Here is a 22,300-nt window from a genome sequence, read left to right as displayed (position 1 = left end):
CGGACGGTACGTCTGATGATCCGTCAGCCTGGAGGCGAGTGCGGACGGCGTGAGGAGCCGTCGCGGTGCGGTACGGAGCAGAGGAAAGGGGCGGCGGATGGACAGCGTCGGAGTCGAGGGGGAGGCGGCCGGGGGCGGTGGCGCCGCCGGTGCGCGGGTGGTTCCGGCGGGGGAGTGGGAGCGGGAGCCGCATCCGTCGGACAGCCTGCGCACGTTCGGTGCGTTCGTCCAGGCGCTGCGCGAGCACGCGGGGCTCAGCCGGGTCGACCTCGGCGCCCGGGTGCAGTACTCCAAGCACACCGTGGAGTCGGTGGAGTTGGGGCGCCGGATGCCGGACGAGGCGTTCGTGGAGCGCGCGGAGGAGGCGCTGGGCAACACGGGCGCGCTGCGGAAGGCGGCCAGGCATCTCACGCGGGGCGAGGCGGGGCTGGCGGCGTGGTTCCGGCGGTGGGCGCGGCTGGAGCGGGAGGCGGTGAGCCTGTGCACGTACGAGTGCCGGCTGGTGCCGGGGCTGTTGCAGTCGGAGGCGTATGCGCGGGCGGTGTTCGACAACAGCATCCCGCTGCTGACCGATGAGCGGACGGAGGCTCAGGTCGCCGCCCGGATGGAGCGGCGGACGATGATGCGGGAGCGGCCGACGGTGCCGTTCGGCTTCATCGTGGAGGAGTCGGTTTTCCGACGCGGGCTGGGTGGGGCACAGGCGCAGGCGAGCATGCTGGACCATGTGCTGGAGCTCACCGCGCCACGCCACGTGACGCTTCAAGTGGTGCCGGTGGAACTGGAGTTCCACGGGTGTCTGGACGGGCCCATGCGGATCTTGGAAACCCCGGAGGGGCGTCGAGTCGGCTACTCCGAGGGGCAGCAGAACGGGCGGCTGATCTCCGACGCGAAAGAGGTGAGTCTGCTCTGTCGGCGCTATGACACACTTCGCTCGCAGGCCCTCAACCCCAAGGAATCCCGGGACCTGCTGGAGCGACTGCGAGGAGAGCTATGAGTAGCGGTACGTCGGAACTCGCCTGGCTCAAGTCCAGCTACAGCGGCACCCAGGGCGACGACTGCGTGGAGGTCGCGATCGCCGAACAGGCCGTCCACGTGAGGGACTCCAAGGATGTGGCCCGCCCGTCCTTCGCCATCGGCCGCGAAGGCTGGGGGCAGTTCGTACGGTTCGCGTCGGAGCGCTGAGCGAACCGAGGGCGTGCCGTCCGCCTCTCCGGCGGACGGCACGCCCTCACCGTGTTCGGGTGCCCTTGGCCTCGCCCGTGGGGCCGCAGCCGCTCGGCGGCCACGGTCTCCGGCGCCTCGTCGGTCGCCCGGACCCGGCCCTCCGCGTCCGGTCCCGCTTCCTGACGCACCTTCAGCACCCGGTCGACGATCGGCACGATGTACGACAGCGATCTGCCGGAACCGGTACCGGTGGTCAGGACGTAGGAGTCGCCCGCCTGCGCGGCCTTGATCGCCTGCCGCTGGTGAAGGTGGAAGGTCAGCGGTCGGCCGGGCGCGGCGAGGTCTCCTTCTTGCCGGCCTGGAAGATCTCCGCGCATCTGGGGTGCAGCACCCCGTCCCGCACGAGGTCGGTGACCTGGCCGCCGTCGGCGAAGAACGGGTTCAGCGACAGCCACGGGTCGGGCCACTGGGACTTCGCCGCCAGGTCGTCCTCGACGAAGCCGGCGATCCGGGCGTCCCAGATCACCGTCCCGCTCTTGGTGAAGCTCTCGTGCTCGTCGATCAGGTCGGTGTGGATGCCGAAGACGTCCATCGCGTCGGGCAGGCGCGGCTCCCGGCGCGGCCAGGGCGCGTTCCCTGCTCCAAGGAGTAACCCCGGTCGGCTGGGCCGTGTTCGAGATGTGCGGCCCCGGTCCGCTCGGTGCACCGGCTGCTTATCCTTGGGGCCATGACTGCCCAGCCTCCGGAGTCCTCTCCGCGCCCCGTTCCCTCAGGAGAGCTCCGTGCCTCTTACGACGACCGGGAAGCCGTGGTGGAGCAGCTGCGCGATGCGGCAGCCGAGGGGCGTATCGATCTCGACGAGCTGGACGCGCGCCTGGAGCAGGCGCTGAAGTCCAAGACCTACGCCGAGTTGGCCGTCCTGACCGCCGACCTGCCGAGGCCGGACTCCGCCGAGAGCCGGCCGCCCCTGGTGCTCAAGGGCGGCCTGCACGGCGCGTCCCGGGGCCCCGGGCGCTGGGAGGTTCCCGGGCACGTGATCGCTCACGGAGGCCTGGGGGGTGTGAAGGTCGACTTCACCCGGGCCGAGTGCCGCCTCACGGAGGTCGCGGTGGAGGCGTACGGGGAGACGGCCGGTGTCACGATCGTCATCCCCGACGGCTGGGCCGCGGACACCGGCGGCATGGATCCCGGCATCGGCGGCCTGAGGGACAAGACCACTCCCGACCGCCTTCCGGGGGCTCCGCTGATCCGGCTCACCGGGTCCGGCGGGATGGCGGGAGTGGTCATCCGCCACCCCAACCGCTGGGAGCGGCGCAAGCTGCACAGCAACCCGACGCAGGGCTAGGACGCGGAGAGTGGGCGGTGTGCCGGCCCTCCGTCACGTCGTGCGGTGAGCGCGGGTGTGATGTCGACCGATGGCCGGCCCCCTCGATCCACGGCCGGCCGTCGCCCCGTTCCGACCGCCCGGGACGGGCCCGGGCGGTCGCCGAAGGCTCGGCCGCCCGCCTCGGGCGAGTGACCCACGTCACGCCCGGCTCCTGTCAGCAATCGGGGCGCCGTCTCGTTCAAGGGGCACGCGAACGAGACAGGAGCAACGCCATGAAGCACCGCATCGTCGTCCTCGGCGCCGGATACGCCGGGGCCTTCGCCGCCGGGAACCTGGCCCGCCGGCTCTCCCCCGCCGACACCGAGATCACCGTCGTCAACGCCGTGCCCGACTTCGTCGAGCGGATGAGGCTCCACCAGCTCGCGACCGGCCAGGACGTCGCGGTCCGCAAGCTCGCCGACGTGTTCGCCGGTACCGGGGTGCGGCTGCGTCTGGCCCGCGTCACCGGCGTCGACCCCGAGCGCAGGACCGTCGCCGTGACCGGCGAGGACGGCGACGGCGAACTCGTGTACGACACGCTTCTCTACGCGCTCGGCAGCTCCGTCGCCCACCACGGCGTCCCCGGCGTGGCCGAGTACGCCTTCGACGTGACCGGCCGGTCCTCGGCGCTGCGTCTGCGCGAGCGCCTGGCCGGCCTGGGCCGGGGCGGCACCGTGCTGGTCGTCGGCGAGGGGCTGACCGGCATCGAGACCGCCACCGAGGTCGCCGAGGCCCGGCCCGACCTCTCGGTCGCGCTCGCCGCCCGCGGCGAGCTGGGCGCCTGGCTCTCCCCGAAGGCCCGCCGCCACCTGCGCCGGGCCTTCGACCGGCTCGGCATCACCGTCCACGAGCACACCGGCGTCGAAGCCGTCGAGCCGACACGGGCGATCGCCGCCGACGGCAGGTCCCTCCCGGCCGAGGTGACCGTGTGGTCGGCCGGGTTCGCCGTGCACCCCATCGCCGCCGCCGGCGGCCTGGAGGTCGCCGGGACCGGCCAGATCGTCGTCGACCGCACCATGCGCTCGGTCTCGCACCCGGACGTCTACGCCGCCGGTGACTGCGCCTACGCGATCGGCGAGAACGGCCGGCCGCTGCCGATGTCCTGCGCCTCGGCCGGCCTCACCAACATGCAGGCGACCGCCGCGATCATCGCGCGCCTGACGGACAGCGAGGTCCCGACCACCGGGCTGAAGCACTACGGCAACCACATCAGCCTCGGGCGGCGGGACGCGATCGTCCAGATGGTGGACGGGGGCGCCCGGTCGAAGTCCTGGTACCTGGGCGGCCGGACCGCCGCGTGGTTGAAGGCGGGCGTGCTCAAGGGGGCCGGGTGGGGCATCGCCCACCCGACCCTCGGCATACCGAAGCGCAAGCGCCCCCTGGCCACCGCACCGGACCGGGTCGGCGCGAGGGCCGCCGCATAGGCTCCTCCGCATGGACAGCGCAGCCATCGATCGGTTCGAGGTCGGCCGGGGCCGGCTGGCCTCGCTCGCGTACCGTCTGCTCGGCTCGGCGGCCGACGCCGAGGACGCCGTGCAGGACACGTTCCTGCGCTGGCAGGCCGCGGACCGCGAACACATCGAGGTGCCGGAGGCGTGGCTGACCAAGGTGCTCACCCATCTCTGCCTCGACCGGCTCCGCTCGGCGCAGGCGCGCCACGAGCGAGCGGCCGGTGCCTGGCTGCCCGAGCCGCTCCTCGAGGGCGACCCGATGCTCGGCCCGGCCGAGACCTTCGAGCAGCGCGAATCGGTGTCCCTGGCCGTACTGATCCTCATGGAGCGCCTCTCGCCGGTCGAACGGGCCGTCTACGTCCTGCGTGAGGCCTTCTCGTACCCCCATGCCGAGATCGCCCGGATCCTCGACATCACCGAGTCCGCGAGCCAGCAGCACGTCCACCGGGCCCGGCGCCGGGTCACCGCCGAGCGCCGCCGCGGCGGCGAGGCCGACCCCGCGTCCGCGCGCCGGGTCGTCGAGGAGTTCCTCGCCGCCGCCGTGTCGGGGCGCACCGAACGGCTGGTGGAACTGCTCACCGACGACGTGACGGCGGTCTCGGACGGCGCCGGACTGGCCAGGCGGCTGCTGCGGTACACGACGCGCGAGCGGGTCGCCTCCTTCGTGCGGGCCGGCTTCAAGCCCACGCCGGCGAAGCGGCGGCTGGCCGGCGGCTCGCCCGTGATCCACATCGCGCTGGTCAACGGCTCCCCGGCCGTCCTCGCCGTGGTCGACGGCCGGGTCGTGGGCGCCGTGGCGTTCGCAGTCCGCGACGGCAAGGTCGCGTCCCTGCGCGGCATCGCCGCCGCGGACCGGCTCGGGCGCCTCAACGAGGCCTGGCGGCAGCACGAACCCGATGCGCCGGTCATCAGTGCATGGTGACCGGAGCCAGGCGGTGGGCGCGGCTGGAGCGGGAGGCGGTGAGCCTGTGCACGTACGAGTGCCGGCTGGTGCCGGGGTCGTTGCCGTCGGAGGCGTATGCGCGGGCGGTGTCCGACAACAGCATCCCGCTGCTGACCGATGAGCGGACGGAGGCTCAGGCCACCGCGCGGAGGGAGCGGCGGACGATGAGGCGGAGCGGCCGACGGTGCCGTTCGGCTTCATCGTGGAGGAGTCGGTTCTCCGACGCGGGCCGGGCGGGGCGCAGGCGCAGGCGAGCATGCTGGACCATGTGCGTGAGCTCACCGCGCCGCGCGATGTGACGCTTCGTGCGGTTCGCGTCAGCGCGTCGAACGACGTGAGGGCGTGCTGTTCGCCGGAGTGGCGGACGGCAGGCCCTCATCGCGTTCCGGAGCTCTTGGTCTCGTCAAGACCTTGGTCTTCGCGGGATGCCGCCGGGGCATCGGGGAATCGGCCCGTCGCTCCGCACACTCTGACGGCCCCCGCTCCTGCGAACAGGGGAGGGAGCCGTCAGGTGGGTCCAAAGGCGTATGCCTTCGGCGGGTCATGCGTGGCGGTGCGAGCGCCGGTTGCCGACGATGAGCCGGTAGAGGGCGAGCAGGATGAGGGAGCCGGCGATCGCGGCGATCCAGGTGGAGAGTTCGAAGAACCCGTCGATGGAGTCGACGCCGAAGATGACCTTGCCGAGCCAGCCACCGAGCAGACCGCCGGCGATGCCGATGAGCATGGTGATGATGATTCCGCCCGGATCCTTGCCCGGCATCAGGGCCTTGGCGATGGCGCCGGCGAGCAGGCCGATGATGATCCACGCGATGATGCCCATGGTGTGTCTCCGCTTCGTCGGGTAAAGGCTGTGTCAGTTCATCGTCTGTACCGATCGAGCCGGAACAAACGTCTCTTCCGGATCCGGGTCCTGCCGGCTCCCGGCCCGAGAGGGGCGGTGCGGCGTGGGTGGGGGCTTGGCCCGGAACGGGGTTGCTCGACGGGGACCGGGGCACTTCGGCGCCGTCTTCCGTGCGTAACCAGTGGGTCGAGGTGTCGTTGAGCCGGTGCCGGGGCTGTCTCCGGCGTCGGGGTGGGGGCGAGGGGGAGTTCGGACGTGGCCAGGGCAAGGTGCCGGGCGGGGGCCGTCATCGGAGGGCCGACTCGGCGCATCGTCCGCCGGGGCCGGCCGCGGGGCCACGTGTGCCGAGCGTCATGGGGCCGGTGACCACGTCGAACCGGTGCCCCCGCACACCGTGACCACATCTGCGAGCAACGGGCCGACGCCCGCCACAGAGGAAAGCGATGCCGTATGAGCTCTGGAGAAAGCCCGGGTCTGCCCCGTCCGTCACGGTCCCCGGGACGGTACGTGCCTGCCCGGGGGCTCTACACGGAGGCGGCGCGGCTCCAGCGGCTGGACTGGCTCCGCTCCATGACCCGGTCGGGACTGGACTCCCTGCAGCACACCCGGCTCGACGCGACCAAGCTGACCGGCAACATCGAGGGGCTCGTCGGCACCGTCGAGATCCCGGTCGGCGTGGCCGGGCCCCTGCTGTTCCGCGGGGCGAACGTCCAGGGCGAGGTTTACGCTCCCATGGCCACGACGGAAGGCGCCCTGGTCTCGTCGGCGACGCGGGGGGCCCTGGCCGTCACCATGGCGGGCGGCGTCAGCACACGCGCCGCCCTGCAGGCGATGACGCGTGCTCCTGTCTTCGCGTTCTCCCGACTGGCCGGCGCCGCCCGCTTCGCCTCGGCGGTCATCCGGCACCTCGACGACCTCCGCACGATCATCCGGCAGGTGTCCGACCACGCCGCGCTCCTCTCGATCGAGCCCGTGGTCCTGGGCAGGACCGTCCACCTGAGGTTCAGGTACACCACCGGGGACGCGGCAGGACAGAACATGACGACCGCCTGCACCTGGCACGCGTGCCAGTGGATCCTGCGACAGCCGCAGCTGGTCGCGGACGAGGAGCTCGAGTCCTTCCTCATCGAGGGGAACACCTCCGGGGACAAGAAGGCGTCGGCCCAGGCCGTGGCGGAAGGCCGCGGAATCAGGGTGGCCGCCGACTGCCTACTGCCGGAGGGGGTCGTCCGACGGGTCCTGAGAACCACCCCCGACGAGCTGGTCACGGGATACCAGCACATCACGGCCGGAGCAGTCCACAGCGGGGTCCTGGGGTCCAACGCGAACACCGCCAACATCGTGGCGGCGATCTTCACGGCGACCGGCCAGGACATCGCCTGCGTTCACGAGTCGAGCGTGGGGCAGTTCATCCTCGAGCGCACGCGGGACGGCGTCTACGCGAGTATGACCCTGCCCGGTCTGGCGGTCGGCACGGTCGGGGGCGGTACCCACCTGCCTACGCAGCACGAGCTCTTGGAAGCGATGGGGTGTACCGGCCGGGGAAGCGCCGTCCGGCTGGCGGAGATCATCGCCGGTTTCGCTCTGGCCCTGGACCTCTCGACGGTCTCCGCGGCCGTCGCCGGGCACTTCGCCGACGCTCACGAACGCCTCGGGCGCAACAGGCCGCCCCGCCGGAACAGCGCCGCACAACGGATCGGCATCCCGCCGGCGCCGACGCCGATGTCGGCGCCGACGGTCGGCGAGCCCCGGCCCGTGCCGGTGCCTCGCCCGGTCTCGGAGGCCGGGCCCTGACCCCGGTTCCGGTCCGGTGCTCACTGTTTGCTGCACACCGTCTTCGGCGCCGCTCTGTTGTCGGCGCCTCGGGCGGACTGCGCGTCCTGCATCCTCTGCACATCGTGGAGGACACCCTCGATGTCGGGGTCCTGACCGTCGGCGACCCTTGCGATGGTCAGCAGGACGGCCTCGTAGAAGGCGCCCCGCACGGCAGGTGCCATGACGTCCGAGGCGTCCAGGCAGCGGGGGCCTTCACCGAGCCGTTGTGCGATCTTGTACTCGACCGCGTCGTCCTGTGGTTCTCCCTGCTCCACCCGGCGGTTCGCCGAGAAGACGTCCGCCAGATCGGCCCACTTCTGCTGGCCCTCCGCGGAGGCCAGCCGGCGGATCAGTTCACGGGCCTGGGGGCGGTCGCTGAACAGCGCGGCGAAGTCGCCGGTCACCTCGTGGGCCCGGACCTCGCCGCCGCCTCCGGGCAGGAGCGGAGCGGAGTCCACCAGGTCCGCGTGCCGCGCGTCGTCCTTGTAGAAGGAGAGCGCGAAGGAGCCCTGGTGCTCCAGGGTGCACCCGTCCCGGCCGTCGAACAACAGCCCGTTGCCGTCCGGGGTGCCGCGGTGGTCGGTGAGCAGAGCGTCCTCGGCCGCGTCCTCGTCCTGCCGGAGCAGCTCGGTCCACGCCTTCCAGGCCGTGCGCACCGGATCACTGCGCCACCACTGCACCTCGCCCGTGCCCAGCGCCCACTTCTCGTAGACGTCCGGGCCCGCCCGCTGCAGTACGAGGTCCTCGATCCAGTCGGTGCCGGGCCAGCCGGAGGCGCCGTCGTCCCCCATGCCGATGCACCAACTTCCCAGTGGAGCAGGCTCCTCGGCGGGCCGGTGACCCTCGCGGTACCAGACGATGCTCTTCAGGTCCGCCTTGACCGGGACCCAGTAGACGTCTTCGGAGGGTGAGCCGGTCGACTGCCAGGGGGCGCCGTACTCCTGTGGCTCATAGAGCCGGTTCAGCGGTTTGAGGAGCTCCTGGTCGGCGTATTCGGCGAGTTCGCCGAGGCCCGGCATGATCACGATGTCCGGGGGCTCCCCCGCCTGCACCTTGGAGAGCAGCACGTCCCGTTGGGCCGCGGTGCCCTGGTAGCGGAAGGGGACGCCGAAGCCGTGCAGCAGGGTCTCGAACTGCTCCGCCTGCTTGGCCGTCCACGTTCCGAGGATGGTCACCGGTTCCTCGTCGTCGTGCTGCGCCCAGACCACCACCATGCCGAAGGCGGTGAGCAGCAGCATGACCATGGCGAAGACCAGCGTCTTGAACCGCCGGGTCACCGTCGCCTCCAGTAGTCGTTGTCGAGCCGGAGACCGAGCCCCAGCGCGGGCAGGACGACGGTCAGCAGGCTGCCGACGAAAGTGCCCTGGTACACCGGGGCGGTCCAGGCGTCCTCGGCCGTCTTCTGCCGGACCTCCTCCGACTTCTTCGTGACCTCCTGCTGGGCGTCGGCCGGCTCCGTGCCGTTTTCCCGGGACACGTCGGTGATCTGCCGCAGATCCCTGATCGCCCCGTCGAGGCCCTCCTGGGTGGAGGACATCGCCGTCAGCGGGACCACCGCGAGCAGCGCGGTGAGGACGAAGGCCGCGAGCAGGTACGGATTCCAGTCACGGCCGCAGCGGTCGCGCAGCACGAACAGCGCCGAGAGCAGGGTCAACCCCGTCAGCGCCAGGGCGAGTTCGGCGAGCCACCACCCGCCGCGCTGCCACTGCCCCAGGGTGGCGGTGGCTTCGGCGTGCCTCAGCTGGACCTGCTGCAGGGCGTCCAGGCGGGGGACGAGTCCCACCGACTTGCGGGTGAGCAGCGATGTCGCCTCTTCGAGTTTCTGCTTCCGCACGAGGGGCTGGTCAGGGTAGGGGGACGTGCCGAGGGCGAGCGAGTCGCTGTAGGTGGCGAGCAGGCCCTTGACCGTGCCGAGGTCCTGGTCCGTGCGGTCGGCGATCCGGGACAGGCCCTGGTCGGCGGCCGAGAGCTGGGACCGGTAGGCATCGTCCGAGCCCGTGACGTCGGTGAGGCCCCTTTCCACCAGGGTGTGGGCCTCCCGGTCGGCCCGCAGGGCCGCGAGCCGGGTGGCGGCGAGCCCCTGCACGGCCGGTGCCTCGCGGGCCGCGAGCGTTTCGGCGCTGTGCTGGACCTGACGGCAGGAGAGGAACAGGGCGGTCGACGCCACGGCCGTGAGCAGGAACAGGACCAGCAGATGCACCTCCAGCAGCCGGCGGGTCCGCCAGGGGCTCAGACGTCGGCGCCAGAAGGCGGCGGGGGAGAACCGGTACCGGGAGGCGGCGCGTCCGGTGCTCACAGCAGCTTCTCCCCGCATGCGATGCAGTAACGGGCCTCGCTCCCGGCCGGAGTGCCGCAGCCGCCGCAGCGCGGGCCCGGTCGCGCCCCGACGGCGTCGGCCAGGGGCCCACCGGGACGGGATCCGGCGCGCAGGATCATCGGGCCGAGGGAGCCGGCGTCGACGGCGCCCAGCCGGACCAGCCCCGCGGCCGCGTCCTCGATGTCGGCGACCGTGCGGATCTCGTCCAGCACCCAGTCCGTGCCCAACCGCGCCGCCAGCCGGGCGGCCTGTCCCAGGCGGTCCTCGGCGATGTCCGGCCGGTGTTCCTGGAGAGCGGTGAGGCCCTGGCGGAGAAGCCTCCGCATCCTGGCGGTGGCGTTGAGGTCCCGCACGCTGTCGGTGCCCGTCGGGGCGTGGGGCGGGGACTGCTCGGGGAGGTGCCAGCGGGCGATGACGGGCGCGTGGACCTCGCCGATGGAGACCATGGCGAACTGCAGCTCGGTCTCCAGCGGGTCGGCGTCGGAGTCGGCGACCAGGGTGAGCAGGTAGTCGCGTCTGCCCTGCTCCCACTGGTAGGTCGGGAATTTCCAGCGGTGCGGCCGGCCGGGCTGGGGCAGCCCGCCGAGTCGGTGCGGCCGGGGCGTCTTCTCGCTGAGCGAGACCTGGCGGACCGAGGGCCGCACGGTCACTTCGATCGGCAGCCGGGGAGTGTGCACCCGGCGCAGCCGCTGGATGGCGGCGGTGATCGCATGGCCGAGTCCGTCGTCCACGAACTCGGCCGTGCCGTGCAGCCGTTCGGCGAGGGTCAGCAGGGGGTCGGGAACCCAGTTCGCGCCCACGGCGAACACGTCACAGGTGAACTGCCCCGCGCAGGCGTCCAGTTCCTCTTCCAGAAGGGTCTCCCCGGCGGCGCTGCTGCCGTCGGTGATCAGCACCAGATGGCGTACGGACACCGGCCGTCCGAAGAGCAGGGCGCGCGCTGTGGCCACCCAGGCGGCGTACCCGGCAGGGCGCGGCCCCTCCCGGTGCAGTGGGAGCGAGCCCGCGACGAAGGCGGCCCGGCGTCTCTCCTCCCGGTCGGCGACGGCCCACTCGTCGGCGCCCCGCGGATAGCAGCGGACCGGCTCGGGGCCGCCGCCGAGCACGGCGAAGGAGATACGGTCGGGCAGGGCACGCAGCGCCGACGGCAGGGCGTGCCGGACGGCCGCCCGGTGGGACTCGGCGACGTCCACCGCGATGATCACGGCGAGCTGGACCGCGGGCAGATCGGTGGGAGCGCCGTCGGCGGCCACGTCCACCCGCAGATGGGCCTCTATCTTCGCGCTCCGGTGCGGGTGCGGATCGCCGCCGAGGTCGACGTGCAGTCGGATGCCCGGCTGCGGCGGCCGGGTGTGGCTGCTCATGGCGTACATCACCGCTCCTTCGCCTTCGTCACCGCGGCACACCGGGTGCCGGGTGCCGCATCGGTCTGTCGTGCCGTGCCGTGCGGTCAGAAAACGCTCTGGGGCCGTACCGCGTGCATGAGGTCCACGAGGTGTTCATGGGCGGCCGGTTCGTGGTGGCGGGCCGCCAGTCGCCGGTAGTGCGCCTCCAGTTGCCTGCGCGACTCGCGCTCCGGCGTGCTCAGACGTCGCAGCGTGCGGGCGTCGAGCCGTCCGGCACCCCCTCCCGGCGCACCGGGCCGGTCGCTGAGGCTGTGCACCGCGTCCAGTTTCCATTCGTGGAGTTCGGTGCCCAGGCGCAGCGCCTCGTCCTCCGACAGGCGGGGCTCCCCGGCGCCCGGACTGCCGCCCTCGAGGCCGCGCAGTTCGGCCAGCGCCGCGTCGACCTCGGCGGGCGAGGGCAGCGGATCACCGTCTCCGGGCAGCCGGGCCGCGCTGATGCGCAGGGAGGCGATCCGGGCGACGGTGTGGTCCAGGGTGCCCGGCCGGACCCGGCCGAGCACCTCGATGGCCGCCCGGCGGTCGCGTGCGCGGAGCGCGAGCCTGGCCAGGCCGAGGGCGGCGCCGCCGTGCGCGGGGTTGCGGGCGAACACCACCTCGTACAGCTCCTCGGCCGTGGGCTCGGCCGTGTCGTCGCCGAGCCGCTCCGCGCAGTAGGCGAGGGCCAGTTTGGGCGCGTACTCGCCGGGCAGTTCGAGGTGGACCCGCGTGAAGTGCCTCCTGGCCTCGACGACCTGCCGCGGGTCGTCGTCGAGGTCGGCGCTGCGCAGCGCGAGCAGGGCGCGGTGCCACTCCAGCCGCCACCGGCGCACGGCGGGCGGCCCGGGAACGGAGTCGGCCGTGTCGAGTTCCTCCTGGGCCCGCTCCAGGTCCTCCCCGGTGTTCCGGTCCAGCAGGACGCGCACGTTGTGCAGGTGGATCTCCACCGAGCGCGGCTTCTCGTCCTCCTGCTCGAGGAGTTGGCCCGGGTCGTAGCCGCTGCTCACCTCGAACCGCGCGGTCTGCGGATCGCCCGGATACGGTCTCGGCACCGGCAGGCAGGCGGCGATCTCGGTGGGTGTGGGGGCGCCGAGGTCGAGGGCCGGCGCCACGGGCGGCTCGTACCGGTCGCGGCGGGGGCGGTCCAGCCAGTGCCCGATGTCCGGCACCGTGCCGAGCCGGGCGCCGAGCAGCCGGGTGGACGGCCGGAAGTAGTCGGAGGGCTCGGGCGGGTCGCTCTTGCCGCGCAGCGCGCGGATCTCCCGCAGGGCGCCGCGCAGTTGGCCGCCCATCTCGCGGGCGTCGGTGAAGCGCCGGTACGGGGAGGGCCGGACGGCACGGTCGACGACCCGATGGAAGGAGGCGGTGCCGAGGCCGGGCACCTCGGCGACGGCCCAGCGGGCGAGCTCCCGCAGGGTGGCGCCGACGGTGTGCAGGTCGTGGGCGACGGTGGGCACGGCCGACGTCTCGGTCTCGGGCGCCGTGTAGCCGGCCGTGACATGGGCGGGCGGCTGGCTCTGGCCCTGTTCGCGCATGCCGCCGAGATCGATGACCTTGACGCCGTCCCGGTGGTGCACGACGTTGGAGGGCTTCATGTCCCCGTACACGAAGACCCGTTCGCCGTCGGCGTGCAGGTGGACGAAGGCTTCGAGGATCTGGCAGCCGTACGCCGCGACGTGCTCGATGTCGAGGACGGACGTACCGCGCCGGACGTCCTCGACGACTTTCGCGAGGGTGCCGTCGCCGACGTCGTCCATGACGATGTAGCCGCCGGTGACCTGGCCGGTGTCGTCGCTGCGGGCGACGAAGTCGCGGATCTGCACGATGCGGGGGTGGCGGATGGCGACGAGGTTGCGGCGCTCGACGTCGGCGAGCCGGGCGCCGTCGTGCTCGTACCGGTTGAGCAGTCCCTTGACGGCGACGACGTCACCGAGGTGGGTGTCCTCGGCGAGGTAGACCCAGCCCTGTCCGCCGTGCGCGATGGGTCCCATGATCCGGTACTGGTCGCGCAGCAGGTCGCCCTCGGCGAGTTCGGGCCGGTACGAGTAGCGCTCGCCGCAGACCGGGCAGAACCCCTTGATCGGTACCGGGCCCTCGGTGTAGGGCGGGGCGAAGGTGATGCCGCACCCGGGGGACGAGCAGTCCATGCGGATGCGCAGGGGCGCCTCGGGACGGACGAGGCGTTCCTCGGCGGGGCGTGGTTCCCGCTCGGGGAGGGCGAGGAGCTCGCGGGGGCCGCGTTCCCGGGGGTCCTCGGGAAGGGCGGGCAGTGCGGGGCCGTTCTCCGCGCGGCCGCACGCGGCGCAGTGGCCGGTGGGCAGCACGGTGCCGCCGCAGGGGGCTCCGGTGAAGCGGCGGTGCGGGCAGGTCGTCATCTTCGTGTGGTCCTCCTCCCCTGCCCGGGGCGGGCGGAGCACCGCATCACCGGTCTCCGTGGTGTCTCAGGTCGGCGCGCAGGGCCCTGATCAGTGCGCGCAGCCGGGTGAGTTGCCGCTGCGGGTCCTGCTCCCCGTCGATCAGGTGGCGCGCGGCCCGGTGCCGGTCGGCCGTCTCGGTCACGGAGTCGAGGGAGGCGCTGTCGACGATGTCGCGGCGGATCGCCCGGCTGAACTCCGCGCTCCGCAGACGGGCGAGCAGGGTGTCCGCGTGGTGGAGCAGCGCGGGCCGCAGGAGCCGGTCGCGGGACGCGGTCCAGCCGGGGCCGCCCTCGTGGCGGAAGACGAGCAGCAGCCGGAAGCCGAACACCCGTAACCGGGCCAGGAGTTCGATCAGTGGACCCGGCCGGGGCTCCTCGTCGAGGCCGTCGACGAGGACCGTGACCGGCCGGACGGGCGCACGGTCGGCCGCCTGCGCGGGTGCGGGCTTGGCGCCGCGCAGCCAGTCCCAGTACGCCAGGTACTCGCCGGCCGGGAAGGTGACCTGGTCCAAGGCGTGGTCGACGAGGTCCGGCCTGCTGGCGCCGCCGCGGTGGACCACGTGGACGCGGTGCAGCAGATGGCGCAGCGAGCGGTCCTTTCCGCTGCCCGGAGGCACCACGGTGATCTTCACCGGGTCCCCGTCCGGATCGTCGAACCACCGGGTCAGCCGCTCCTCGAAGCCGTGATCCCAGGCCTGCGGGCTGCTCAACTCTCTGATGACCGGCGAGAGTTCGGCGATACGCTCCATGGGGATCAGATACGAGAAGGAGATCCGGTTGTCCTCGGGCAGCAGTTCGCCCAGATCGCCGCGCCAGCTGACGACGAGGCCGACCACCCGGGTGGGACGCCCTTCCCGCGGCCGGGTGCACACGGCCGCACCGCTGAAGCCGGCGCGCACCACCTCCGACTTGGTGACGGCGTCGAGCTGCACCCGTTCACCGCTGGCGCCACCGATCCGCCCCCACAGGCTCATGCCGTCGTCGAAGCCCTCCGCGTAACCGGTCGCGTAGACCTCCATCCCGCCCCACAGCCCGGTTTCCAGCAGGGCACGACGGGCCTGCGGGCGGGGGCTGTCCAGGCGCAGCACGGCGACGTCCTCGCCGTTCTCGCGCTCCGGCAGCCAGCCGCCGGGCAGGACGCGTGCGGAGACCGGTTCGAGCCCGCTGTTCTCGGCGAACTCCAGCCACATGACGGCGTCCGGGCGGCGCACGACGTGTGCGCAGGTCAGTGCCGTGTACTGGTCGACGAGCACGCCGGCACCACAGACGGGGCCGTGCGCGTCCTCGCGTCGCAGTCTGAGTCTCCAGTCCGCACGCAATTCCCCCATGCTGTCTCACACTACGCGCACAGCATGGTGCGTCCCTAGACTTGTGAGCAGAGTGGATCGGTCAACCAACGGAAAACGGGGGTGCGTTGACATGGGAGATGTGGAACCGATCGGTCTTGCGGAGGCCATCGGCTCGGTCCGTGCGGAGCTGGCGCGGGCCCAGGCGGAAGGAGCGGAGAGCGACTGGCGGTTCACCGTGGAGCAGGTCAGCCTGGAGTTCTCGGTGCAGTTCCACCGGGCCGGCGAGGGCGGGGCGGGCCTGCGCCTGGGCGTGGTCGAGGCGCGTCTGGGCGGCTCGGTGAGCCATGACTCCACGCACCGCATCGAGGTCGCCCTCAAGCCCCTTCCCCGCCCCGACGGCACTCACCACAAGGTGAGCCGCGAGGACACCGCTGCCCCCCACCGGCCGGAACCGCACGACGGCTCCCTCCTGCGGGGCTAGGGTGACGCGCCGCAGAACCGGAGCCTGAGTTTCCTGCCGGCCGAGGAGGCGTCGGCTGCTTCCGCCGGAGACGGAGGCGTCGGACCTCCTGGAACCCAGGACTGTGGTGTGATGCCTCATCAACTTCCATATCCGGAATCCCGTTCCGGATGAGGCCGACGAGTCGGTGGTGCCTCCGGCACGGTGGCTCGGCCATGCGGATCCCGGGTTCATCCTCCGCGAGTACGCACACCTCCTGCCTCGCTCGGGAGCGACTTGCTCCCGGCCCGAAATCCCAGGGAACTTCCACTGCCCGCAGCCACTCCTTCGGCTCTGTGCAGGGCGCGTGAGTGTGCTGTGGGCTGGGGTCCGATGACCGGGCGTCCACCTTGGAGAGCAACCCGTCTTCGGTGACGTTCGCGGCCGGTGAGCCCTCCGAAGCCGGGCGGACCGGTGTGTACCACGGTCGTGCAGTCCGGGACGGGTGGTCGCAGCGGAATGAGTGCGATGGTCGGGCGCGGTCACAAAATTTCTTCATGCGGTGACAAGTCGTTCAACACCGGTTTCGAGCAACGAGTCCATCGAATTCAGTAGGGTCGCTGCTGTGACGAGCTGATCGTATTCCACTCGGAGGATGAGGATGCGGAAGTATTCGATCACTCGTGCCAGGTCGTCCAGAGCCAGCTCTGCCTCGTCGTTGTCGATCAGTTCGCGTACTGACCTCAGCGCCGTGGCGGGCCCTTTCTCTCCTGTCACTCGGCGTGCGATGCCCTCGGTGGTGGCATGCAAGAGGGCGTCGGGTGAGTCGGCGGGCTGCATGTCAGGGGACACCGTCCTTGGGTGAGGCGTACGGACCGGCGGTGCGCTCCGCCTGGCCGGGTGGGACAACATCGCCGAGAGCCTGCGTCATCACGGACGGGACATGACCCGGCCACCGGCAGCCCTCGGGCTCACGTGATCATTCCGCGCGGATCGCGAGAACGGCAGAGCCCAGCGGGCACCCCCCCGGGGGGTGCCCGCTTACTGATCGAGACAGTGCTAGGCCGACGGTTTCTTGGCGGAGGAGGACTCCTTGCCATCTCTACCGAATCCCGGAGCTTCTCCCAGAGTGATCACCCAAGTGTCGTCGTCTCGGGACATCGGCAGGTCCAGGGCGAATGTCTCGCCTTCCTTGTCGGTGCTCGTGATCCGGGCGCTGACCACGTCCGGTCCGAAGTCGTGCGACATACGGATGTTCTCGGTCTTCAGTCCGCGGCCGCCGTCGGCCGCGACGAGTTCCTCGGCATCTTTCTCCGCGTCCTTGTAGCCAGGAGTGCCCAGCTTGACGAGTGCGTCCACGTCCTTCTTGTTGAGGGCTACCACGTATGCTTCCGCCGTCTGCTTCTCCGAACGGCCTGCTGCCGTTCGGGCTTCCTGTGCGCAACCGACTGCCAGCGCGCCCACCAGGGCGAGCACGGCGAGGGGTGACTTCTTCACAGGCGATTCTCCCTTCGCTCGGGTGTGTCAACTTAACGGGCCTGTCTCACCATTCGGTGGTGACAGAAAGTCATCGCTGATGTGCCTGGTCCGGGCTCTGAGGAGAGCAGCCGCAGACACGCCGTCGAGCGGGACGGAAACGGTGTCGACGGTCGCGTCACCCGTGCTGGTCTGGGAGTGCTGCCGCCAGCCACGGCAACTACTTACCGTCACCACCGAATGTGAGACAGGGCCACTCGCCTGACAGTCCCAGCCCTGCCGCACGAGCTCCCGCGGAACCCGCGACGCCACCCTGTGCACTGCCGCCATCAGCCGGTTCCCCGTCTTCTTGACGCCGTGGCGCGTTCCGTACGCCCGCTCCGGAAGGGATGCTGTGGGCCGGTGGCCGCGTTCACCGGCCTCCCCGTGCGACGGGGCACGAGGAGGAAATGTGGCGGAGGGGCATCGGAGGTTGCTGGTGGCCGTGGGTACGACTCGGGCCCGGTGGTCCCGGCTGGCCGCCTATCCCACCCGTGGCGTCGTCCTGGCCTTCGCGTTCGTCGTCGTGCTGGGTGCGGCCCTGCTGATGCTGCCGGCCGCCACCGAGCCCGGCAGGGACACCGGCGTACTGACTGCCCTGTTCACCTCCACGGGGGCGGTCAGCGGCGGGCTGCCCCTCGTGGGGACCGGCAGCCACTGGAGCGCGTTCGGCGAGGGCGTGGTCCTGGCTCTGATCCAGATCGGAGGGTTCGGCATCATGACGCTCGCGTCGCTGCTGGCCCTGCTCGTCTCCGGTCGGCTGCGACTGCGGACACAGCTCGCCACGCAGGAGGAGAGGAGCCTCAGCGTCGGCGGCATCCGTCGGGTGGTCCTGGGAGTTGCGGGCATCACGCTGGCCATCGAACTGGCCACCGCCGCCGTGCTCACGGCCCGTTTCCACATCGGCCATGGCCTGACGGCCGGAAACGCCGTCTACCACGGGATCTTCTACGGGATCTCCGCCTTCAGCAACGCCGGGTTCGGGCTGCGCGACGACAACCTCGTCGGCTATGCGCACGATCCCTGGATCGTCCTGCCGATCGCCGCCGCCTGTGTGCTCGGTGCCCTCGGCTTCCCCGTACTGTTCGAACTGCTGCGCAGCCGCCCGGGCGCCCGCGGCGGCACCCGGCACCGCTGGTCCCTGCACACCCGGCTCACCCTCCTCACCTCCGCGGTCCTGCTCGCCGTCGGCACCGTCATGACCTGCGCGCTGGAGTGGAGCAACCCGAGGACCCTCGGATCCCTGGAATGGGGGGACAAGCTGCTGGACGGGTTCTTCACCGCTGCCAGCTCGCGTACCGCCGGCTTCAACACCGTCGACACCGGTGCCATGGAACCGGCCACCCTCCTGGGCCTCTGCGTGCTGATGTTCATCGGCGGCGGCAGCGCGGGTACCGCGGGCGGCATCAAGGTCACCACATTCGCGGTCCTGGGAGCGGCGATGCTGGCCGAGATCCGCGGGCGCACCGACGCGGACATCATGGGCCGCCGGCTCTCCACGGCCACGCTGCGCCAGGCCCTCACCGTGGCGCTGCTGGGTGTGGGTCTCGTCATGGCGGGCACCTTGGTGCTGCTCGCCGTCACCAGGGAAAGAGCCGGCGTGGTCCTGGCGGTCCTGTTCGAGGCCGTCTCCGCTTTCGGCACGGTCGGCCTGAGTACCGGCATCACCGGGGAACTTCCCGCAGCGGGCCAACTCACCGTCATCGTCATGATGTTCGTCGGGCGCGTCGGCCCGATCACTCTCGCCAGCGCGCTCGCACTGCGTCAGCGCGACCGCCGGTACACCCTGCCCGAGGAGCGACCCGTCATTGGCTGACCACTTCAAGTCACTGCGCCCACACCGACGTCGGAGTTCCGCCGATCGTCGCCCGGCCCGCGATTCCAGAGTGGCGGTGATCGGTCTCGGCCGTTTCGGACGGTCCGTGGCGGCTGAGCTGATGCGGCGTGACTGGGACGTGCTCGGCGTCGACGCCGACGTCGGCATCGTCCAGAGGGTCGGCGAAGAGCTGACCCAGGTCGCCGCCGCGGACTGCACCGACCCCGCTGCGCTGGCGCAGCTCGGCGTCGGCGAGTTCTCCCGCGTGGTGGTCGGTATCGGCACCGACCTGGAGGCCAGCATCCTGACCACCTCCAACCTCGTCGACGCCGGCGTGGCCGCCATCTGGGTCCGGGCCACCACCCGGCAGCACGGCCAGATCCTGGAACGCATCGGTGCCCACCACATCGTCCTGCCCGAGCACGACATGGGCGAGCGCGTGGCCCACCTGGTCACCGGCCGGATGCTGGACTTCATCGCCTTCGACAGCGATTACGCGCTGATCAAGACGCTCGCCCCGAAGGTCGTCGGCGGGATCCCGCTGGGCGAGAGCCGGGTGCGCAGTACGTACGGCGTGACCGTCGTCGGCATCAAACGCCCCGGCGCCGACTTCACCCACGCCACCGCCGAGACGGTCGTCCATCCCGGCGACGTCATCATCGTCACGGGCAGGACCCGGGCGGTGGAGATGTTCGCGGAGCTGGACCGGTGAGACGCACCGTCGACGCAGGCACCACGGCCTCGGACATCGACGGAACGACGATCCAGGCCGACCGAGCAGCAGCGTGAGCCCGCTCATGGTGTGAACCAGTGCGCGTCCGCGTTCGGACCGGCGAAGGCCGAGCCGTCGTCGTCGGCGCTCGAGCCGTAGGCGGACAGGACCTCGAAGAAGCTGATCGTCACCCTTCCTCGTGTCGCAGGGGCCGTCGGAATGCCGGCAGTCCGACGCGGTCGGCGGGGTCAGGAGGGGAAGCCGTAATGCCGAGGCGCCGGCTTGCCCACCTTCACCCGACGAGGTGGGCACAGCCGCCGCACGACCGGAGGCCGCAGGTCACCGGCAGCGGTCAGGAGCATGCCCAGCGGGGCAAGCGGCCCACCACGGCACGGAACCTCTCCCGCCCTGCCGTGACGCTCGCGTCCCACAGACCTGAGGTGTCACCGCTCAGCGAGAGGGACTGGAGCCGCTGTTCCTCGGCGAGGAGGCCGGCACCCGCCGCGTTCTGGTCCAGCACCCCCATCGCGGTGAGCGCCGCATGGCCGCAGGACACCGCGTCAGCAGCGTTTCCCGAGCCGTGGGCCAGCAGGGCATACCGCAGGCAGAGGACGGCGAAGAAGGCGTAGGTGTCGGCGGCATCGGTCATCCCCTCCTCGATCGGCTGAAGCTCCGGGAACCGCTCCAGCAGGCGTACACGCTCGGCGACGTCGGTGAACGGCCGGTCGACGCACCAAAGATCGCGCACGGACTCCGTAGAGAGGTCCAGGTCGACTTCCCGCCCCGGCGCGCCTGCCCGCAGGCCCACGAACAGTGGCGCCATGCGTTCAGCGCAGGCGGCGACATACAGGCGGATCACCGCACCGTGCTCGTTACGAAGTGCCTCCGCGACGGCCCCCTCCACCAGCGTCTCCACGCCCCCACCTTCATCCCGTTCGAACAGATCGACAGGCTACCCAGCGGGCTGACGGCCGCAGCTTGACGAGTCAGGACCCTGAGGTGTCCGGACAGCCCCGTTCTCCAGGCTGAGCCCGCGTCAGTTCGACAAGCCGATCACCGCGCTGCGCCGGGAAGGCGCGGGTTCGGTCCGCAGGGGCCGGCCGTGGAGCCCGCCGCTGAAGGACCGGGTACCTGCTGGTCACCGCGCGGTCGCGTTCGGGAGGGAACCGTGATGTGCGAGCCGGTGTCTGGAGTGAGCAGCGCGGGCCCGTGCCGGGTGAGCATGGTTGCGGCAGCATGTTCTGCCCCGAGCAGAGGCGTGGGCTGTCGGTCATGACGCTCTGGGCGGCCCGCACGCGGGGCAGCGAGCCGGGAAAAGGTCCTGACCTGGCCCTTTTCCCGGACTCGCCCCGGTCCGCAAGATGACGCCTCCGGTCCCGGCCGAAAGTCCCAGAAAAGTCCCAGAGGCGCCGCCACGCCCCCTCTTGCCTCGCGTTCACCCAGGTCAGAAGGGGTATGACGGCGTCTTTTCCGAGGACCTTCAGATGTCCCGGAAGGGACCAGTCGACCCCCTGACCTGCAGCGCACTGTCGCCCCGCATCGCTGACCTGCGCAGACGTCCTTTCGGCTGTTTCACGGTCATGCCCGTTGATGCGGCCGGAAGTCCCAGAGAAGTCCCAGAGGACTCCCGATGCCCGTGGTTACTCTTTCGGCTCTATACAGGGTGACGGTGCGGTGTGGACTGGTGCTCGGTTGGCCGAACGCTGGGGGCGAGTGGGCACGGGAATTCGTGTGTGCGATCGGTTGAACGCATTTGTAGACGCCGACTCGGCGGAACCGGCGCCTTGGTGGTCGGTTCCATGTGTTCCCGATGGCACATCAGTGGAGTGCGTGGCGGTGCTTGAGCCTGCCACGAAAGGTTCCTGACCTGCGGTTTTGTGCGTGCGCATTATGTGCGGTATGGGCGATATCTTGACGCTGAAACGATGCTCTTGCTGATGGTGTGTCAAGTGTGTTGCCGGGTTGGTCAGGGCACCTGAAGGGACTGGCGTGGCAGAGGTCCCGCCTGCCAGGCGGCCTGACCTGCGGTAACGCGGTCGCCTTCCATGTCGTTTCAACGTCCGCACTATTCGTGCGAGTATCCGGCCAAACCCTACCCATGTTCACCTTAGCGACATATCGGGCAAGTTTCGTGCTCGGTTGGTGGAGTGAAAGCGCGTTGGCGCTGTCCGTCATGGCCGCCGCCCGTACGGGCCACCTGGTCGTCTGCGACGAGGACGGCCTGCGCACCGGCCTGGTCACCCTGGCCCGGCTCACCGCCGTCCGTGACAGCTCCGGATGCACGGACCGGATCCGCCTGCGCGACATCGCCGGCGACTTCGGGCCCTGCGCATCCCCGCTGAACACGATGGCCGAAGCCGAGCACGCGATGCGCCACCAGCCGCTCGGGACCCTGCCCATGGCCGAAGAACACGGCAGCGCTCCGGGCGTGCTCGCCCTCTCCCGCTGAACCGCCCTCACCACACTCGGCCCCGTTCTCTCTTCTCCCTGTGAGAGATCATGCGCTGTGTCATCGCCCGCTTCCCGTTCGACCTGACCAAGAGCGGCGTGCTGGAATCGATGAAGGGCATCAAGCCCGAGTCGGTCACCGGTGACTTCGTCATCATCGGGCGACGCCACTACCCCGCCAAGCAGGTCGGCCAGGTCATCACCCGCCAGGACCGCCGCGATTTCAGCACCGGCGAGGTCCTCAGTGCCATGGCCCGACTCGGCTTCACCTGCCGCAGCCACACCAAAGCCGCCCCTGCGCCCACGACCAGCCCGTACCAGAGCGGGCTTCCGCAACGCTCGGCACTCCCCTTGTCCGCCTGACCTACGGACAGGTGTGAGCCGAA

Annotated in this window: 21 protein-coding genes and 3 pseudogenes; 13 read left to right on the top strand and 11 right to left on the bottom strand. The window is 71.2% G+C overall.

Features of this window, described 5'->3' with window-relative positions; genetic code table 11:
- The first annotated feature begins 97 nt into the window (after positions 1–97).
- Both ACTWJ9_RS06000 and ACTWJ9_RS05995 read left to right on the top strand, forming a co-directional pair.
- The gene (locus tag ACTWJ9_RS06000) at positions 98–994 is read left to right on the top strand and encodes a helix-turn-helix domain-containing protein (protein WP_443295279.1); all 897 of its coding nucleotides are present in this window, start codon (positions 98–100) and stop codon (positions 992–994) included.
- Entirely contained in the window at positions 991–1,182 is a 192-nt protein-coding gene (locus ACTWJ9_RS05995; RefSeq protein WP_279333157.1) for a DUF397 domain-containing protein, read from the top strand. Before ACTWJ9_RS06000 ends, ACTWJ9_RS05995 begins: the two co-directional genes overlap by 4 nt.
- Positions 1,183–1,480: 298 nt before the next feature.
- Here ACTWJ9_RS05995 and ACTWJ9_RS05990 read toward each other — a convergent pair whose 3' ends face one another.
- The gene (locus ACTWJ9_RS05990; RefSeq protein WP_279333156.1) at positions 1,481–1,756 is read right to left on the bottom strand and encodes a hypothetical protein; all 276 of its coding nucleotides are present in this window, start codon (positions 1,754–1,756) and stop codon (positions 1,481–1,483) included.
- 135 nt (positions 1,757–1,891) lie between these two features.
- Here ACTWJ9_RS05990 and ACTWJ9_RS05985 point away from each other — a divergent pair, with 135 nt between their 5' ends.
- The 3 genes from ACTWJ9_RS05985 (at position 1,892) to ACTWJ9_RS05975 (ending at position 4,903) form a co-directional block, all read left to right on the top strand.
- Entirely contained in the window at positions 1,892–2,509 is a 618-nt protein-coding gene (locus tag ACTWJ9_RS05985; protein ID WP_279333155.1) for a DUF1707 SHOCT-like domain-containing protein, read from the top strand.
- 254 nt (positions 2,510–2,763) lie between these two features.
- Positions 2,764–3,954: an NAD(P)/FAD-dependent oxidoreductase gene (locus ACTWJ9_RS05980; RefSeq protein ID WP_388702146.1), complete on the top strand. Its 1,191-nt coding sequence runs from the start codon at positions 2,764–2,766 to the stop codon at positions 3,952–3,954.
- Between the two features lie 10 nt (positions 3,955–3,964).
- On the top strand, positions 3,965–4,903 hold the full coding sequence (locus ACTWJ9_RS05975) for a sigma-70 family RNA polymerase sigma factor (protein ID WP_388702145.1): 939 nt from the start codon (positions 3,965–3,967) through the stop codon (positions 4,901–4,903).
- On the opposite strand, the gene ACTWJ9_RS05970 is transcribed toward ACTWJ9_RS05975, so the two are convergent.
- Positions 4,890–5,027, bottom strand: coding sequence for a hypothetical protein (locus ACTWJ9_RS05970; protein ID WP_387038425.1), 138 nt, complete (start codon positions 5,025–5,027; stop codon positions 4,890–4,892). The genes ACTWJ9_RS05975 and ACTWJ9_RS05970 overlap by 14 nt on opposite strands.
- On the opposite strand from ACTWJ9_RS05970, the gene ACTWJ9_RS05965 reads away from it, so the two are divergent.
- On the top strand, positions 4,972–5,223 hold the full coding sequence (locus ACTWJ9_RS05965) for a hypothetical protein (RefSeq protein WP_443295856.1): 252 nt from the start codon (positions 4,972–4,974) through the stop codon (positions 5,221–5,223). The two genes, ACTWJ9_RS05970 and ACTWJ9_RS05965, sit on opposite strands and share 56 nt — an antisense overlap.
- Before the next feature lie 242 nt (positions 5,224–5,465).
- Here ACTWJ9_RS05965 and ACTWJ9_RS05960 read toward each other — a convergent pair whose 3' ends face one another.
- A complete protein-coding gene (locus ACTWJ9_RS05960) occupies positions 5,466–5,744 on the bottom strand; it encodes a GlsB/YeaQ/YmgE family stress response membrane protein (RefSeq protein WP_279333152.1) in 279 nt (92 codons plus the stop codon).
- A 528-nt stretch (positions 5,745–6,272) separates the two neighbouring features.
- On the opposite strand from ACTWJ9_RS05960, the gene ACTWJ9_RS05955 reads away from it, so the two are divergent.
- On the top strand, positions 6,273–7,559 hold the full coding sequence (locus ACTWJ9_RS05955; RefSeq protein WP_279333151.1) for a hydroxymethylglutaryl-CoA reductase: 1,287 nt from the start codon (positions 6,273–6,275) through the stop codon (positions 7,557–7,559).
- A 20-nt stretch (positions 7,560–7,579) separates the two neighbouring features.
- Here the strand turns inward: ACTWJ9_RS05955 and ACTWJ9_RS05950 are convergent, their stop codons facing one another.
- The 5 genes from ACTWJ9_RS05950 to ACTWJ9_RS05930 all read right to left on the bottom strand — a co-directional run bounded on the left by ACTWJ9_RS05950 (position 7,580) and on the right by ACTWJ9_RS05930 (position 15,023).
- On the bottom strand, positions 7,580–8,857 hold the full coding sequence (locus tag ACTWJ9_RS05950) for an ABC transporter substrate-binding protein (RefSeq protein ID WP_388702144.1): 1,278 nt from the start codon (positions 8,855–8,857) through the stop codon (positions 7,580–7,582).
- On the bottom strand, positions 8,854–9,876 hold the full coding sequence (locus tag ACTWJ9_RS05945; protein WP_279333149.1) for a hypothetical protein: 1,023 nt from the start codon (positions 9,874–9,876) through the stop codon (positions 8,854–8,856). The genes ACTWJ9_RS05950 and ACTWJ9_RS05945 overlap by 4 nt, the downstream gene beginning before the upstream one ends.
- A complete protein-coding gene (locus ACTWJ9_RS05940; RefSeq protein ID WP_388702143.1) occupies positions 9,873–11,261 on the bottom strand; it encodes a hypothetical protein in 1,389 nt (462 codons plus the stop codon). Before ACTWJ9_RS05940 ends, ACTWJ9_RS05945 begins: the two co-directional genes overlap by 4 nt.
- Positions 11,262–11,347: 86 nt before the next feature.
- Positions 11,348–13,654 carry a tetratricopeptide repeat protein gene (locus ACTWJ9_RS05935; RefSeq protein WP_388702142.1) on the bottom strand — a complete coding sequence of 769 codons (2,307 nt, stop codon included), beginning with the start codon at positions 13,652–13,654 and terminating at the stop codon, positions 11,348–11,350.
- Between the two features lie 46 nt (positions 13,655–13,700).
- Positions 13,701–15,023 carry a trypsin-like peptidase domain-containing protein gene (locus ACTWJ9_RS05930; protein WP_279333146.1) on the bottom strand — a complete coding sequence of 441 codons (1,323 nt, stop codon included), beginning with the start codon at positions 15,021–15,023 and terminating at the stop codon, positions 13,701–13,703.
- Between the two features lie 91 nt (positions 15,024–15,114).
- Here ACTWJ9_RS05930 and ACTWJ9_RS05925 point away from each other — a divergent pair, with 91 nt between their 5' ends.
- Positions 15,115–15,465, top strand: a complete 351-nt coding sequence (locus ACTWJ9_RS05925) for a trypco2 family protein (protein WP_279333145.1) — start codon at positions 15,115–15,117, stop codon at positions 15,463–15,465.
- 513 nt (positions 15,466–15,978) lie between these two features.
- Here the strand turns inward: ACTWJ9_RS05925 and ACTWJ9_RS05920 are convergent.
- Complete coding sequence (locus tag ACTWJ9_RS05920) at positions 15,979–16,263, bottom strand: hypothetical protein (RefSeq protein ID WP_443295278.1); 285 nt, start codon at positions 16,261–16,263, stop codon at positions 15,979–15,981.
- Between the two features lie 219 nt (positions 16,264–16,482).
- A complete protein-coding gene (locus tag ACTWJ9_RS05915; RefSeq protein ID WP_279333143.1) occupies positions 16,483–16,920 on the bottom strand; it encodes a hypothetical protein in 438 nt (145 codons plus the stop codon).
- A gap of 463 nt (positions 16,921–17,383) precedes the next feature.
- On the opposite strand from ACTWJ9_RS05915, the gene ACTWJ9_RS05910 reads away from it, so the two are divergent.
- Both ACTWJ9_RS05910 and ACTWJ9_RS05905 read left to right on the top strand, forming a co-directional pair.
- The gene (locus tag ACTWJ9_RS05910; RefSeq protein WP_443295277.1) at positions 17,384–18,754 is read left to right on the top strand and encodes a TrkH family potassium uptake protein; all 1,371 of its coding nucleotides are present in this window, start codon (positions 17,384–17,386) and stop codon (positions 18,752–18,754) included.
- A gap of 70 nt (positions 18,755–18,824) precedes the next feature.
- Positions 18,825–19,466 carry a potassium channel family protein gene (locus ACTWJ9_RS05905; RefSeq protein WP_279333141.1) on the top strand — a complete coding sequence of 214 codons (642 nt, stop codon included), beginning with the start codon at positions 18,825–18,827 and terminating at the stop codon, positions 19,464–19,466.
- Positions 19,467–19,818: 352 nt separating this feature from the next.
- On the opposite strand, the gene ACTWJ9_RS05900 is transcribed toward ACTWJ9_RS05905, so the two are convergent.
- Positions 19,819–20,382, bottom strand: a complete 564-nt coding sequence (locus ACTWJ9_RS05900) for a hypothetical protein (protein ID WP_443295276.1) — start codon at positions 20,380–20,382, stop codon at positions 19,819–19,821.
- Between the two features lie 109 nt (positions 20,383–20,491).
- Between ACTWJ9_RS05900 and ACTWJ9_RS05895 the strand changes: the two are divergent.
- The 3 pseudogenes from ACTWJ9_RS05895 to ACTWJ9_RS05885 form a co-directional block, all read left to right on the top strand.
- Positions 20,492–20,593, top strand: a pseudogene (locus tag ACTWJ9_RS05895) (IS5/IS1182 family transposase); the annotation flags it as partial.
- Positions 20,594–21,624: 1,031 nt separating this feature from the next.
- Positions 21,625–21,915 (top strand): annotated as a pseudogene (locus ACTWJ9_RS05890) (CBS domain-containing protein); the annotation flags it as partial.
- A gap of 50 nt (positions 21,916–21,965) precedes the next feature.
- Positions 21,966–22,294: pseudogene (locus ACTWJ9_RS05885) on the top strand (SCO5918 family protein).
- Positions 22,295–22,300: the final 6 nt, after the last annotated feature.

The organism is Streptomyces sp. GDS52 (assembly GCF_052246875.1).
Taxonomy (GTDB): domain Bacteria; phylum Actinomycetota; class Actinomycetes; order Streptomycetales; family Streptomycetaceae; genus Streptomyces; species Streptomyces cathayae.
This window is presented reverse-complemented; position numbering and strand designations above follow the sequence as displayed.